Origin of the sequence: Methylocaldum sp. GT1TLB (genome assembly GCF_051027445.1) — a bacterium.
Classification (GTDB): Bacteria; Pseudomonadota; Gammaproteobacteria; order Methylococcales; family Methylococcaceae; genus Methylocaldum.
The window spans coordinates 4,411,952-4,425,352 of record NZ_CP194898.1 but is presented as its reverse complement, the minus strand read 5'-3'; the positions used below and the strand labels follow the sequence as shown (position 1 = coordinate 4,425,352).

Below are 13,401 nucleotides of genomic sequence, written 5' to 3'. Positions count from 1 at the left end.
TGGAGGGCTTGTTTGTCGGCTTGACGCACTCGTTAGAGCAAAATCAGGCTCGTGGTTGCGGAATGGGCTCTAGCGGCTTAATTTTCTTCCGCTCCCGATCCAGGTTGATAAAGTTACCTGTCAGTATCAAGCCCGCGCCCAAAACCAAATACTCATCTACACGCTCACCGTAAAGCGCGTAGCCAACCAGCGCTATGAGTGGTAAGCGCAGGAAATCTAAGGGCACCACTACCGAGGCATCCGCCAGGGAAAGTGCCCGCACCATGCAGTAGTGCGCACTGAGCCCGGTAATGCCGACCACGATGAGCCAAGGCCAATGTGCTGCTGCTGGGGTAACCCAAGTAAACACCGCTGGCACCAAACCTAGAGGCAACTGAATCAACATCATGTAAAAGAGAATGCACAGCGGTGTATCTCGCCCCGCCAGCTTCTTGGTCAGCGTATGAGACAGTCCATACGCAAAGGCGCCGGCCAGCATTACAAGCGCCGCCGGATGAACGATCGACCAGCCGGGACGAAGGATAACCAAAACACCGGCGATGCCTAGAACAACCGCCAGCCCCCGACTCGGGGAGATACGCTCACCCAGCAGTAGTGCCGCGAATACCACCGTCCAGAGCGGCACGGTGAACTCAATGGCAAACACCGCCGCCAGCGGAATAAACGCAATGGCATAGAACCAACCGAACTGCCCACAAAAGTGAACGAAGTTCCGCCCGAGATGTATTCTAACGTTCCGAAACGAGACCTGCGTCCAACCGAGTCTAGTGAGTATGGCCGAGATAACAGCCAAGCCGATGAGGCTGCGGATGGCAAGAAGTTGGAACGTGCCAAAGTTAGCGGAAAGTTCGCGTACCGCAACGGCCATCGCGGAAAATGAGAGTAAAGCGCCAACCATCCAGGTGGCAGCAACAACTACTGGGTGGCGCATAGGCGTAACTCCTCCTTTCCGGCTCTAAACCGAAGTTTAGCGGGCACGCCGGCGCCAGCCGCTGTGTTCCGCTCGAACCCCAGGTTAGACGCCCTGGGATGCAGCATCGATGAGCCTAGGAAGGTCAGCCATACGGCCAACGACTGCATGAGACTGTCCGAACATTTCGCTGTATTGTGACCCAGGCAAGTAGTGGATCGCCGTCATTCCAGCGGCTGCCGCAGCTTGTAGGCCGACGGGGCTGTCTTCGACGACGATGCACTGATTGGGAGAGTATCCCATTGACCGTGCTGCGTGGAGAAACAGTCCCGGATCCGGTTTCCACGAACCCACCTCATAGGAACTGAACACATGGTCACCGAAGTATCTCGAAAGGCCGCTTGAAAGCAGGGCTTCGGCGATTTTGGTCGGAGGGCCGCTGGACGCAACGCACTTGGGATAGCTGAGCGTCTCAAGCATCTCGATAGTGCCGGGTGTAGGGCGCAGGTCGGTCCGGAAAAGCTCGCTGACTCGAGCGCGATAGGTCGCCTCGAAATTCGGAGGTAGCGGTCGACCGATGCGAGCCCCAAGATCAGCGAGTATCAGCGCCAGTTTCGTCCCCCGGTATCGTTCGACCATTGACTCGAGGGTTTCACCGATCTCAGGCAGCAGATCCAAGAACGCTTGATTACACAGGCCCTCGCTATCCACCAGCGTGCCGTCAAGGTCAAAAATGATGCAAAGGCGAGACATCTTTCTGGCGCCTATCGCCCCGCTTCAGCCGCCGACGTCGGCTGCAAGCGGTTGTTGGGCGAGATATCCTTGATCATAGGGATGCAGTCTAGTGATATACCTCGTGGTGAGACATAGGTAGCAATCTCATCTCCTTTAAAACCGCATGCTCGATAAAACGCCGCGGCGTTTAACGTCGACTCCAAATTTAGCGTCTCCAACCCATGGCTTAAGGCGATCTCCTCAAGGAATGTGACAATCCCCCTTCCTATGCCCTTTCTCATGTGGTTTGGATGGACAAATACGGCGTCAATTTTTCCGGTATCGATATTGATCATGCCCGTGCCAACCACTTGGTGGTGATACTTCGCCACGTAGAAATGTTTCTCGACGTGATCTATGAAATCCTCCGTTAACATACCACCAGTCCACACTTTTAGGGCATCGCCGGAATAGTGGCCAGCACATTGATTGAGGATGGCAGTATTCCTTATCTCCCAGGCCGCCCGAGCATCCTCCCGTTTTGCCTTCTCGATGCTTAACATCGGTCTCTCCTTTATGCCCACCAAACAATTAAACGGTTTTTGTTTATCATCCGTTACGGTGTACCACACGTCCCCTGCCTGACAAAGTATCCTTTATTTTCTTGATCTATCCTTCTGTCTATCTTCCTATTCGGCAATATAGGCTGACCTGGTCAAGTAGCAGCGGACACCCCACTCAACAACCACCTTTCCGAATCATGCTGCCGGTCATGCCATACGCCTGTAGCAGGCCCCGAAACACCCGGCTGGCATATTGCACGCCCGGTTGGGAATGATGCAGCAGTTGGCCGCGCGGCGGTTGCCGGCGCCACAGCGCCATCCGAAGCGCGTCAGCGGGCATGGCGATGCAACGCAGTGCCCGCGAGCAATTGGCCATCCTCGTCGGGGTCAGCCTCTTAGCCGGCGACGTGGGAGGGGCTGCGGCCACAGTGATGACGACCTGCCTCAAAGGTCCGGTCACCCACGCGCAAGCGCCGATCATAGAACAGGGGTAAACCATGGCGAAAAAGCCAGGCCTGAACAGGGCGAACGTTGTCCCGTTTCCGTCGGGAACGGCGCGCCGCGCACAGTCGCCGCTGAAGGGTCCACGCCTGGTCTGGCCCACGCGCACCGATGCGATCGCGGCGGTCGCGCCCATCGCTCGGGCGGGGCGGATGACGTGAACCGGCGCTCGCGCGGTCGCTAGAGTCCTCTCTCTGCCGTATCACGCCGTCATGCTCGTGTAGGTCGGCATCCTCCGGGTGATCGAGTTCTTCGGCGCGATGATCTTTGTCACGGTGATCTTGATGCTCGGCTGGCTGTTGATTCAAATGGTCCGCGATTACCTGGCCGGCACTTAAGGCCTGCGGTCTCTCATCGCTCGCGATCGGGAAACTTGTCGCATGCTAAATTCAGTGCTGGCGTAGAGGCGTATTGGGTCTCGATGTGTGCCGGCAAGCGGCTTAAGAGGCCCTCGATAGGCACCTGGCGCGGATCCGCCGGAAAACGGGCGGCGGATTGCTCAGGAATAATCTAAACAACAAATGTTCATTTGTGCTAATGTTGTTTATCACGCTAAGCTAGACAGTGCCTTAATCCAGCAGGAGGACATGATGCGTTTATCGATTGAAGTGACCCCGGAACAACATCAACGGCTCAAGGCTGTGGCGGCTTTGCGCGGTCAGAGCATCAAGGATTATGTTCTGGAGCGCGTGTTACCGGATATCGCGGCAGCGGATGAAGACGAAGCGCTTCGCCAGTTGGAAGCCTTCCTGGAACCACGGATCAAGGCTGCGGAAGACGCCGCCGTCCACAAATCGGTCGAACAGATCTTCGAGGAAATCCATCGGGAAGCGCGGTAAGGGAATGCTCCCTTATGAATTAACCGCCCCCGCTGAGGAAGACCTCAGGGAGATTGCCCGTTACACGCTAGAGCAATGGCGTCAAAGACAAGCCCTACGCTATGCCGGGCTGCTGGACAAGCATCTTCGGGAGATCGCCGCCCGGACCGTGCCTTCGCGCAGCTTTTCCGAGCGGTATCCCCAGGTCAGGGTGAGCCGCTGTGAACACCACTATATTTTTTATATCCATCCGGAAGAAAAACCACCGCGCATTATTGCCGTCCTGCATGAGCGGATGGAGATGCTGACCCGGCTTAAAAGCCGGCTGGGATGATCGTCCCTTAACTGAAATCGCGCGGATTGCAGTCCCAGCGCTTTATGGGGCCGGTGCAGAAAACGGAAAAACCTGTACGCCAAGGGTCAATGCCGTTAAGTTAAGCCGTCATTCCGGCAGGGATTGCTCACCCCATCCCTGGGGTTCGTCCTACGGACCGTGCTCCGCACGTCCAAATTTGCTCCTGGCAAATTTGTGCCGGACAAATCGGCAGGGCGAGGCGCAATGCGGCGAGCGGGCAGGCCAGGGAAGGACTGCCCAGGACTCGCGAGCGAAGCGGGACGGCGTAGCGTGGCGAGGCCGATTTGCACGCGAAGCGCCCGTAGGGTGCCGCACAGGGACTGTGCGGCATGAATCCAGTGCACAAGGACGTGAGAGGCCTTTGCCATCCATAGCGTCTGGGCCCCGGCAATCCAATCGCAAACGGTGTCTTCGGGAAGGGCGTGGCCGGCGCTCCCGGCCAGGCCGTTTGCGATTGGAGCACCGAAGCCACCCTTCCCTGCCGGGGTGACGTCATTCGTCTTAACTTAACGGCATTGACGCCAAGGGTACGGGGTGTCAGGTTGAAGCTTAGAGCACACGTCGGGCATATCAGAAAAGGCTTAAATCGACTCTACTCTGACGCATCTAAGCCGGCTGGTCTGACGCCAGGTTGAGGTTAAGCTCAGCCGGACATGCCGAGCTGATAAAGAACCACCGGCCAGCAAAATGCGTTACCCTACCCCTCTCGAGCCAGCCGCGCCGATGACTCACAAACTCATGATTTCTTGCCGTCGGCAGCAACCAGCGGCGGCGTGGCGTTAGCCCCGCCTCCCAGAGATTTGTACAGAGAAATCAGATTAACGGCAGTGAGGGCTCGTGAATTAGCGAGTTCACTTTCCACCGCATACAGGGCGCGTTGTGCAACCAGCACGTCCAGCAGGGAAATGACGCCGGCTTCGAAGCGCAGTTGGGATAAACGCACCGCCTCTTGCTGGTCCTCCACCGCGCGTGCCAGCGTTTGACGTCGGATCTCTTCCTTGAGGTAGCGGGTCAGCGCGGTTTCGGTTTCCTTGAGCGCCTCCAGCACACCCTTTTCGTAAGCAAAATAGGCTTCCCGTTGTTTGGCCTCGGCCAGCTTGATTCCTGCCTTGATGCGGCCAAAGTTGAGCAAGGGCTGCACCAGGTTGGCGGCGTTGCCATAGGAAAACGCCGCGGACTTGAACAAACTTTCGATATCGGTATTTCGCAATCCGAGAAACGCCGACAGCGAGATTTTCGGAAACAGCTCCGCGATAGCCGCCCCCTGCATCGCGGTAGCGGCCGCCAACTGGCGCTCGGCGGCGCGCAGGTCAGGCCGATGGCGGATGGTATCGGCGGCCAGCGCACCGGGCTGCTGGCCCGTCAGCGCTTCCAATTGACGCAGGGCAGCGGTCTTGCCGGCTTCCAGGGTGGGAATCTGCGCCTCGGTGGTCTCCGCTTGGGCTTTGGCGCGCACCACATCATGGCGGGTTCCGATGCCCTCTTGCAGCAGCCTTTCGGTCTGCGCCAGGGTCTGCCGCATACTGTCCAGGTTCGATCGGGTGATGGCCAGCAGGGCCTGAGCGTTGCGGTAGTCGATGTAACTACGCGCCAGCTCGGAGCTTAACGTCACCAGGGATTGAGCGTATTGGTCACCGGCCGCTTCCAGCTCCGCCGAGGCCGCCTCGAGGCGCCTTTGCTGGCGTCCGAACAGATCGATTTCCCACAAGGCATCGAAGCCGATCTCGAACAGGTTGTAGCGTATGCCCGGCCTCAGGCCGGGCATCGGGTTATCTTGGCGCTGCACGCCCCCCGTCACATCGACCGACGGAAACAGTTCTGCGCGGGTGCTGCTCCGTTCGGCTCGGGCCTGTTCGATTCGGGCCAGTGCGATTTTCACGTCGAGATTGCGCGCCAAAGCTCGATCCATGAGGCGATCCAGTTCGTAATCGCCGAAGGCTCGCCACCATGCCTTCAAATTTTCCGGTTTGGCCCATAGCAGATCGGCGCCGATCTTCTCATCTGCGTGCCATCGATCCGGAACGGCCGGAACAGGCGCCCGATAATCTGGACCTACCGTGCATGCCGCCAGGCTCATTGCGAATAGTGACAGTGAAAATTGGAGCTTGGTGTTCAATGTCGTTGTGTATCTGTTGTGCGTTTTTTCATCCAGACCATCGCCTGCCGTTTTACTGTGTCCGCACTAAGCCAGCTTGTTGCGGAACATCCAGGCGGCGATGGGCAGCGTCACGGCCGCAATCATCAGAAGTGCCAGCATTTCGGGCAGCAGCTGGACGATGCCGGCACCCTCCAGATAGATCTGGCGCGTCATGCTGATGGCATAACGGAGCGGGTTCACGGCGGTAAGGTATTGGAATGCGTCCGGCATGGTCATCACCGGCGTGGTCAAGCCGGACAGCAGCATGAACGGCATCATTACCACGAGCGTACCGATCATGGCCTGCTGCATGTTTCGGGCGATGGAGGAGAGGAACAAGCCGATCCCGACCGATGCCGCCAGGAACTCGGCAAGGCTCAGGTAAAGCACGAAGTAGGAGCCCGCAAAGGGAATTTGGAACCATAGCTGGGCGACCAGCAGGATCGAGGTGGCCTGAATCAGCCCGACGATCATCGAGGGCAATGCCTTGCCGACCATGATCTCGTAGGGACGGAAAGGCGTCACCAGCAATTGCTCGAAAGTGCCTGCCTCCCGTTCGCGAGCCACCGACATGGCGGTCAGGCTCATCGTCATCATCATGGTGATCGTCCCGATCAACGAGGGAATCATGATCCACTGTGTCTCAAGGTTGGGGTTATACCACGCCCGGGGCGTCACCTTGATGCCGGGCGGCGGCGTAACGCCGTTCTCCTGGCGCCACCTCTGCACGAAGTTCGCGGCCAGGGTGCTCACATACCCTTGCGCGGTTCCGGCGGTGTTGGTGTTGCGCCCGTCGGCGATCGCCTGGACCTTGGCGGTACCATCCGCCATCAATTGGCGCTCGAAGTCCCGGTCGATGATCACCGCGAGGACAGCGCGGCGATCCGTGATCGGGTCGGCAATGTCGGAAGCGTTTTGCAGCGTGGCGATACGATCGAAAGTGCCCGAACCATCGAGGGTGGCGATGAAGGCCCGCGACGCCGCACTGTGATCGCGATCGAGCAGCACATAGGGGACATGGTTCAGATCGTAACTGGCGGCGTAGCCAAAAATCAGGCACTGCAAAATGGGCGGCACGAACACCGTGACCCGGCTCTTGCGATCTTTCAGGATCGCCAGAAGCTCCTTGCGGATGAGGGCGAGGATGCGAAATAAGGAGTCGGTCATGGCAACCTCAGTCGATGCGCTTGCGGGTCGCCTTGGCGGCCATGGCCATGAGCAGTGCGGCCATGCCGGCGAGGACGAGCGCGTTGGGCAGGATGATGGGCCACACGTCCCCGGCCAGAAACAGGGTCTGCAGCGAGCTGACGAAATAGCGGGCAGGAAAGATGCTGGTCACGATCTGGGCGCCCCAGGGCATGCTGCGGATGTCGAAGATGAAGCCCGACAGCAGGGTCGCTGGCAGGAAGGTCACCAGAAAGGTGATCTGGCTGGCGAGAAATTGGCTCTTGGTCGCCGACGAAATCACCAGTCCCATACCGAGCGCCACCAGCAGGTAGAGCGAGGAGACCAGCACCAGCAGCCAAAGCGACCCACGCAAGGGGACGGCGAACAAAAACTGGCTGCCGGCAACCGCAAGGACGAGCCCGAACATGCCTATGACGAAATAGGGCACGGTTTTGCTCAGCAGGATTTCGACGGGACGAACGGGGGTCGCGAACAGCGCCTCGAAGGTGCCGCGCTCCCATTCCCGGGCGATGACCAGGGAGGTCAGCAAGGCTCCGATCAAGGTCATGATCAGGACGATCAGGCCCGGAACCAGGAACTCTCGTTGGCCTCGTTGAACCACAGCCGGCCCTCGATGGCGATAGCAGAGCCGCCTGCAGCGGCGCGGCCTTCGGCGATCTCGCGAGCCAGCCAGGTCGCTACCGCGCCCCTTGCGTAACTGATCGCGATGCGGGCGGTGTTGGCGTCCGTCGCGTTGACCGCCACCAACAGATCGGCTTCGCCGCGCGCCACATCCCGTGCGAAATGGGGCGGAAAGCGAACGACGGCGCTGACTTGATGCTCGGTCATCAGCCTCGCCGCCTCGGCCATGGTATTGACCGGGTGTACCCGGAAATAGCTCGAAAGGCTCAGCGCCGCGCTGACGGCGGAGGTCTCTTCGGAAGCGTGCTCGACGACGACTGCGACGGGGAGATGCTTGAGATCGAAGGAAAGCCCGTAGCCGAACAGGATCAACATCACGATCGGCAGGACGACGCCGATGGCGATGGCGCTGGGGTCCCGGAGGATCTGCCAGGTTTCCTTGCGGATCAATGCCCATACCCGCCGGGCACGGCTTCGCGCCATCAGCTCCTGGCCGGTCATTGCGCCGCCTTCCCTACGCTGTGCCGGGATTGCTCGACGATGGCAATAAAGGCATCCTCCATAGTGGGAAGCTGCCCACTTCGGGGCTCCCCCTGGGCGCGGATCGCCGCCGGCGAGCCTTCCGCCAGGGCGATGCCGCCATCCATGATGATCACACGGTCGCAATATTCGGCCTCTTCCATGAAGTGGGTCGTGACGACGACGGTCACCCCCTGTTCCGACAGGGCCGTGATCCGGCCCCAAAACTCGCGGCGAGCCAGAGGATCGGCACCGCTGGTCGCCTCATCCAGAAACAGGATTTCCGGTTCATGCAGCAGCGCCGTGGCCATCGCCAGCCGCTGTTTGTACCCCCCCGGCAGCTTTCCGCCCGGCAAGGCCGACATCGGGCCGAGATCGAACTGGTCTTTCGCCCAGGCGATGCGGTCGCGTTTTCTGGAACCGCGCAGACCATAGGCGCTCGCGAAGAAATCCAGGTTCTCATCCACGGAAAGGTCGCCGTAGAGCGAGAATTTCTGAGCGACGTAGCCCAGTTTCGCCCGTGCCTCGGCACGGGCGGTCCTCAAATCGGCCCCCGCTACCCGGAGGCGCCCGCCAGTGGCCGGGATCAGCCCGCATAGCATGCGGAAGGTGGTGCTCTTGCCCGCCCCGTTCGGCCCCAACAGTCCGTAGATTTCCCCGCGCCGTACCTGAAAGGACACATGGTTCACGGCGACGAAGTCGCCGAAGGTCCGAACCAGATCGAGAACTTCCACGGAAGGAACGCCGACCGCCTCGCTGGGAGGGCGGCCCAGCGTGATGGATGGGGAATGGATCTCGCCGACCGCGGCTCGGAACAGCGCCATGAAGCCGTCTTCGAAGCGCGGGGCTGCGGGTTCAAACTCGAGGCCGCCCTCTCCGCCATCATCTTGAGGGACGCGCGACGAGCGGGTAACGACCCGAACCTTCCCTGCCTCGGGTACGGCGTCCGCCACACCTGGATGCTTGAACAGGCGTGCCTGCAGAGAGCGGGCCGTGGAGCCCTCGGAGGAGGTGGCGAAAAACACGCGCCCTTCCGCCCGAGAGGTGATCTCCTCCGGTGTCCCTTCCGCGAGCACTTTGCCTTGATGCAGGACCACGGCATGGTCGCAGAACGCGGCCTCGTCGAGATAGGAAGTGCTGACGATGACCGTCAACGCCTCCTCACGCACCAGACGCCGCACGATTTCCCACAACTCTCGGCGGGACAACGGGTCGACGCCCACGGTCGGTTCGTCCAGCAACAACAGGTCGGGCGGACGGACCAAAGTGCAGGCGAGGCCCAGTTTCTGTTTCATGCCGCCGGAGAGCGCTCCCGCCAAGCGACCGGTGAACGGGCCGAGGGCGGTCATCTGCAGCAGGCGGGGATAGACCGCCATGCGCGCCGCTGGGCTGATGCCGTGCAGTTCGGCATACAGATCCAGATTTTGCTGGACGGTCAGATCTTCGTAGAGGCCGAACCGCTGGGGCATATAACCGATGCGGTCCTGTATGGCCTGCGGGTCGGACGAGGCGTCGATGGCCTTGACGGTCTCGCCCGTTTCACGCTGGAATGTCTTGTGAACCCCGCGAATTTCCACCGGATGCGTCAGGCCTTGCAGGCTCATTGCCGTGCCCGGTCGCGGGCAGGTCCGTCTGCATCCGGCGGAATCTTCACTGTTGCCGGCATGCCCAGGCGCAACACGTTCTGGGGATCTTCGACGAACACCCGGATTTCGTAAACCAGGCTGGCGCGCAGGTCTTCGGTCTGCACCGTTTTCGGCGTGAACTCCGCGACCGGCGAGATGAAGCCGACCCAACCCTCGAGCGGATGATCGGGAAGACTGTCGACCAGGATTTTCGCGCGGGATCCGGAATGCACACGCCCGAGCTCCGGCTCGGGAACGTACGCCCGCACCCATTTTGTCCCGATGGTGGCCAACGAGAACACCGGTTTCGTCGGGGACGCCATCTCTCCCGGCTCCATCAGCCGCGACTGGATCACGGCGTCGAAGGGCGCCCGCAACTCGGCGTCGGCCAATTGCCGGCGAATCAGTGCCAGCTGCGCCTCGTAGCCCTTGAGCTGGGCTTCGGCCTGGGCGATGTCTTCCAGGCGTGGTCCGATGACCGCGAGCCTGAGTGCCTTCTCAGTAACCTCCACCTTCGCGGCCGCCACATCGGCGGCCGACTTTGCCGCATCGAAATCCTGCTTGCTGATGGCCGCACTCGACACCAGATTTTTCCGCCGCCGGTAGAGAGCCTTGGCGTTGTCGGCGTCTGCCTTGGCGGATACCAGGTTCGCCCGAGCCTGTTCGATCTCCTCCGGCCTGCTGCCGTTTCGGAGGCGCTCCACGACCGCTTTCTGAGCATCTACCGCGGACTCGATCTGGATCGATTGGGGCACCAGCCGGCTGGTATCCATGCGGGCCAGCACCTGCCCTTTGCGGACCACATCGCCTTCTTCCGCTAGGATCTCGGTGATTCGCTCGGTTCCATTAAACGGTACGGAGGCTTGGCGAAAGTCGATGTTGCCGTACACGGTCAGCAAGCCCTCTGCGGAAGGGCGATGGATATGCCACCATCCGCCGCCTAGAGTTACCAGGATGAGAGCTGTCGGAATGATGATGCGAGCTTTCGTGTTCATGGCATAAGAATGGGTGCAGCCACCACTTTTGTAAAATTCGAATTTGAAATTTAAATTTACGTTCATAAGACATGCTTTTCCCGGTATGCTCTTTCCATGAAACAAGAGAAGCGAAATCGAAAATTGCCCGGTCACCGGGACGATGGCGTAGCCACAAGGTGGCAGATCCTCGAGGCTGCAGGCGAGGTATTTGCCGAAAAAGGGGTTGCCTACGCCACCGGCAAGGAAATCGCCGAACGAGCAGGAGTCAATTCGGCAGCGGTGAATTACTACTTCCGCGGCATAGATGGCCTTTACGCCGAAGTCCTAGTGGAGGCCCATCACCGGTTGATGGATTTGGAGTTCCTGAAGAAGATCTCCGAAGCCCCGGGGCGTCCGGAAGACAAGCTGAGCGTCTTCATCGACGGCATGCTACGGGCGGTTCTTGGTCCGATGTCTTCCAACTGGGCCCTGCGCGTGCTGGGTCGGGAAATACTCCACCCCTCCACCGCGTTTCCAATCCTCCTGGAGAGGGAACTCCTCCCCAAAATGCAAATCGCCACCGCGTTCATCAGCGAGATTCTAGGGGTACCTCCCGACCACCCTGCGGTCGCGCGCAGCAGACTCGCCATCATCGCGCCGTTCGCCCTGCTTCTGCTCGGGAGCTCCAAAATGCTGGAACACGCGGCACCACAAGAGGCTATCGCCAATCAACCGGACGCTGCCATTGAGCACTTCAAACGATTCTTCATGGGCGGGCTGGCCCAAATAGCCTCCGACCTTGCGCGTGAGAAGGCAGGAAACGGTGATGATGTAGCCAAGTCACCTCAGGGGGCGCCGGGACGTTCGGCGCACTGATCCAGGTCAACTACCAACATCCCCCGCTGAGTAAGCGTTGTTCGTCTCCCTCAGCCTTGTAGGGCCGGCATCACCACCTGCTGCACGATCGCGCTCCCTTCGGGGGTGCTCCAGTTGCCCGCAAGTTCCGCGATCACCTGGTTCGTGCTGGACAGCGTGACGCCGTTCTTCTCCATGCGGCGCAGAGCCATGTCGTCGCCGATCTGGCTCGGCGAACCGCCGGCATCGGCGATGACCTGAACCTCATAGCCCTCGCGTACCAGGCTCAATGCCGGGAAGACCGTGCACACATCGTTGTGACGCCGGCGATGATGAATTTCTTGCGTCCGGTCGCCTTGACGGCCGCCGCGAAGTTTTCGTCGTCCATCGCGTTGACGATGCCGACGCGCTTGATGCGGGTGGCGAATTCGGCCGGCAGAATCGACTCTAACTGTAGTGACCTGCAATGGAAAATCCGAGAACCTGCAATCCATCCGGCTGGCCTGCAATCCTTCGCCGCGGACCGGGATTATTTGCAAATATGATTGCCTCGACTGGCGGACACAATCATCAAAAGATGGGAGTGGTAACGGCCACGACCAGCCCGTGGGCCATCAGATACACAGGCTACTTCTAGGAAAGAGCGACGTATTCCCATGTGCGGAAGCCAAAACGCCTGGGAAAAATCAGTGAACTATGTCACAGCAATGGATGTGAATATTCACCATCCACTGACACAACCCTGTAACGCGGCGACTTTTAAGATCGCCTTTAGCGGTGAATTTGGCGCAATTGCGGGTGACGGACGCAACCGAACGGTGGGAACCGTACGAGCGCCGTCCGCCGCGGTTCAACGGACAAGGGGTATCGGCCGGAGGGGTCAACCCCGGTAACGATATCGCCGCCTTCGTCGACCGGCGATTCACACAAAACTTAAACGATGCGTTTTATGGGGGGTTGGGCCTAGTCGCCCTTGTTTTGCCATGGCGCCTCGAAATACCGGTTCAAAAACTTAAGGTAAGGCGTTATGGAACGAGACACGCGCGCAACGCGTCACTCCTCTTCAGGGCCTGAACGGCGATCTCACCGAATCGTCCTGGCCTTCAATCCCCAGTGCCGGTCCACGGATCGCCACCGGAACCTTCGGTTAGCGCTGTGCGCGGGTCTCCTGTCAGGGCTGGCCTTGCCGAGCGTTCGTGCCGTCGAAATCAACTATGCCTATGACGACCTCAACCGGCTCGTGAGCGCAACCCGGTCCGACGGCCCGGCGCTGGCCTTCCAGTACGACGAGGCCGGCAACTTTACCAGCCAGGGGGTCAGCAACAGCCCGGACACCGACGGCGATCTGATCGCCAACTTCGCCGACCCGGACGACGACGGCGACGGCATGCCCGACGCCTGGGAAGCGCAGTACGGTTTCAACCCGCTCGATCCCGCCGATGCGGCGCAGGATACCGACGGCGACGGGATCACCAACCTGGCTGAATATCAGGGCAATACCGATCCCTTGCAAAACCAGCAAAACTCGGGCACCGCCCATGCGAGCGTGCCCGCGGTGCCGGCCGAGGGTTTGCTCCTGATGGCCGTGGCGCTGTGGCGCATCGCCGCTCGACTGAACCAGAAAAACCGGGGCCTTTGA

At 60.1% G+C, this 13,401-nt stretch carries 15 protein-coding genes; 4 read left to right on the top strand and 11 right to left on the bottom strand.

Annotated elements, in window-relative coordinates; translation table 11 throughout:
* Window positions 1-43 precede the first annotated feature (43 nt).
* The 4 genes from ACR2R1_RS19460 to ACR2R1_RS19445 all read right to left on the bottom strand — a co-directional run bounded on the left by ACR2R1_RS19460 (window position 44) and on the right by ACR2R1_RS19445 (window position 2,824).
* A complete protein-coding gene (locus tag ACR2R1_RS19460; protein WP_434111546.1) occupies window positions 44-931 on the bottom strand; it encodes a DMT family transporter in 888 nt (295 codons plus the stop codon).
* 84 nt (window positions 932-1,015) lie between these two features.
* Entirely contained in the window at window positions 1,016-1,663 is a 648-nt protein-coding gene (locus tag ACR2R1_RS19455) for an HAD-IA family hydrolase (protein WP_434111544.1), read from the bottom strand.
* A gap of 11 nt (window positions 1,664-1,674) precedes the next feature.
* Entirely contained in the window at window positions 1,675-2,187 is a 513-nt protein-coding gene (locus ACR2R1_RS19450) for a GNAT family N-acetyltransferase (protein ID WP_156879679.1), read from the bottom strand.
* A 175-nt stretch (window positions 2,188-2,362) separates the two neighbouring features.
* Window positions 2,363-2,824: a hypothetical protein gene (locus ACR2R1_RS19445; RefSeq protein ID WP_434111542.1), complete on the bottom strand. Its 462-nt coding sequence runs from the start codon at window positions 2,822-2,824 to the stop codon at window positions 2,363-2,365.
* 451 nt (window positions 2,825-3,275) lie between these two features.
* Here ACR2R1_RS19445 and ACR2R1_RS19440 point away from each other — a divergent pair, with 451 nt between their 5' ends.
* Window positions 3,276-3,527, top strand: coding sequence for a DUF1778 domain-containing protein (locus ACR2R1_RS19440; protein ID WP_434111540.1), 252 nt, complete (start codon window positions 3,276-3,278; stop codon window positions 3,525-3,527).
* A gap of 4 nt (window positions 3,528-3,531) precedes the next feature.
* Window positions 3,532-3,840, top strand: a complete 309-nt coding sequence (locus tag ACR2R1_RS19435; RefSeq protein WP_156879681.1) for a type II toxin-antitoxin system RelE/ParE family toxin — start codon at window positions 3,532-3,534, stop codon at window positions 3,838-3,840.
* Window positions 3,841-4,597: 757 nt separating this feature from the next.
* Here ACR2R1_RS19435 and ACR2R1_RS19430 read toward each other — a convergent pair.
* The 6 genes from ACR2R1_RS19430 to ACR2R1_RS19405 all read right to left on the bottom strand — a co-directional run bounded on the left by ACR2R1_RS19430 (window position 4,598) and on the right by ACR2R1_RS19405 (window position 10,946).
* Entirely contained in the window at window positions 4,598-5,938 is a 1,341-nt protein-coding gene (locus ACR2R1_RS19430) for a TolC family protein (RefSeq protein WP_434111537.1), read from the bottom strand.
* 105 nt (window positions 5,939-6,043) lie between these two features.
* Window positions 6,044-7,165 carry an ABC transporter permease gene (locus ACR2R1_RS19425; RefSeq protein ID WP_434111535.1) on the bottom strand — a complete coding sequence of 374 codons (1,122 nt, stop codon included), beginning with the start codon at window positions 7,163-7,165 and terminating at the stop codon, window positions 6,044-6,046.
* A gap of 7 nt (window positions 7,166-7,172) precedes the next feature.
* Window positions 7,173-7,787: an ABC transporter permease gene (locus ACR2R1_RS19420; RefSeq protein ID WP_434111533.1), complete on the bottom strand. Its 615-nt coding sequence runs from the start codon at window positions 7,785-7,787 to the stop codon at window positions 7,173-7,175.
* The gene (locus ACR2R1_RS19415; RefSeq protein ID WP_347258790.1) at window positions 7,745-8,308 is read right to left on the bottom strand and encodes an ABC transporter permease; all 564 of its coding nucleotides are present in this window, start codon (window positions 8,306-8,308) and stop codon (window positions 7,745-7,747) included. Before ACR2R1_RS19415 ends, ACR2R1_RS19420 begins: the two co-directional genes overlap by 43 nt.
* Window positions 8,305-9,930 (bottom strand): ATP-binding cassette domain-containing protein, encoded by a 1,626-nt coding sequence (locus ACR2R1_RS19410; protein WP_086134227.1) that lies wholly within the window; start codon window positions 9,928-9,930, stop codon window positions 8,305-8,307. The genes ACR2R1_RS19415 and ACR2R1_RS19410 overlap by 4 nt, the downstream gene beginning before the upstream one ends.
* On the bottom strand, window positions 9,927-10,946 hold the full coding sequence (locus tag ACR2R1_RS19405) for an efflux RND transporter periplasmic adaptor subunit (protein ID WP_086134265.1): 1,020 nt from the start codon (window positions 10,944-10,946) through the stop codon (window positions 9,927-9,929). Before ACR2R1_RS19405 ends, ACR2R1_RS19410 begins: the two co-directional genes overlap by 4 nt.
* 96 nt (window positions 10,947-11,042) lie before the next feature.
* On the opposite strand from ACR2R1_RS19405, the gene ACR2R1_RS19400 reads away from it, so the two are divergent.
* Complete coding sequence (locus tag ACR2R1_RS19400; RefSeq protein ID WP_077732637.1) at window positions 11,043-11,783, top strand: TetR/AcrR family transcriptional regulator; 741 nt, start codon at window positions 11,043-11,045, stop codon at window positions 11,781-11,783.
* Window positions 11,784-11,833: 50 nt separating this feature from the next.
* Here the strand turns inward: ACR2R1_RS19400 and ACR2R1_RS19395 are convergent, their stop codons facing one another.
* Window positions 11,834-12,301 carry a hypothetical protein gene (locus tag ACR2R1_RS19395; RefSeq protein ID WP_434111529.1) on the bottom strand — a complete coding sequence of 156 codons (468 nt, stop codon included), beginning with the start codon at window positions 12,299-12,301 and terminating at the stop codon, window positions 11,834-11,836.
* A gap of 644 nt (window positions 12,302-12,945) precedes the next feature.
* On the opposite strand from ACR2R1_RS19395, the gene ACR2R1_RS19390 reads away from it, so the two are divergent.
* Window positions 12,946-13,401 (top strand): RHS repeat protein, encoded by a 456-nt coding sequence (locus ACR2R1_RS19390; RefSeq protein ID WP_168175545.1) that lies wholly within the window; start codon window positions 12,946-12,948, stop codon window positions 13,399-13,401.

Excerpts from the sequence above, each read along its gene's own strand:
- ACR2R1_RS19460 (WP_434111546.1), bottom strand. The coding sequence starts at position 931 with ATGCGCCACCCAGTAGTTGTTGCTGCCACCTGGATGGTTGGCGCTTTA.
- ACR2R1_RS19455 (WP_434111544.1), bottom strand. The coding sequence starts at position 1,663 with ATGTCTCGCCTTTGCATCATTTTTGACCTTGACGGCACGCTGGTGGAT.
- ACR2R1_RS19450 (WP_156879679.1), bottom strand. The coding sequence starts at position 2,187 with ATGTTAAGCATCGAGAAGGCAAAACGGGAGGATGCTCGGGCGGCCTGG.
- ACR2R1_RS19445 (WP_434111542.1), bottom strand. The coding sequence starts at position 2,824 with ATGGGCGCGACCGCCGCGATCGCATCGGTGCGCGTGGGCCAGACCAGG.
- ACR2R1_RS19440 (WP_434111540.1), top strand. The coding sequence starts at position 3,276 with ATGATGCGTTTATCGATTGAAGTGACCCCGGAACAACATCAACGGCTC.
- ACR2R1_RS19435 (WP_156879681.1), top strand. The coding sequence starts at position 3,532 with ATGCTCCCTTATGAATTAACCGCCCCCGCTGAGGAAGACCTCAGGGAG.
- ACR2R1_RS19430 (WP_434111537.1), bottom strand. The coding sequence starts at position 5,938 with ATGAGCCTGGCGGCATGCACGGTAGGTCCAGATTATCGGGCGCCTGTT.
- ACR2R1_RS19425 (WP_434111535.1), bottom strand. The coding sequence starts at position 7,165 with ATGACCGACTCCTTATTTCGCATCCTCGCCCTCATCCGCAAGGAGCTT.
- ACR2R1_RS19415 (WP_347258790.1), bottom strand. The coding sequence starts at position 8,308 with ATGACCGGCCAGGAGCTGATGGCGCGAAGCCGTGCCCGGCGGGTATGG.
- ACR2R1_RS19410 (WP_086134227.1), bottom strand. The coding sequence starts at position 9,930 with ATGAGCCTGCAAGGCCTGACGCATCCGGTGGAAATTCGCGGGGTTCAC.
- ACR2R1_RS19405 (WP_086134265.1), bottom strand. The coding sequence starts at position 10,946 with ATGAACACGAAAGCTCGCATCATCATTCCGACAGCTCTCATCCTGGTA.
- ACR2R1_RS19400 (WP_077732637.1), top strand. The coding sequence starts at position 11,043 with ATGAAACAAGAGAAGCGAAATCGAAAATTGCCCGGTCACCGGGACGAT.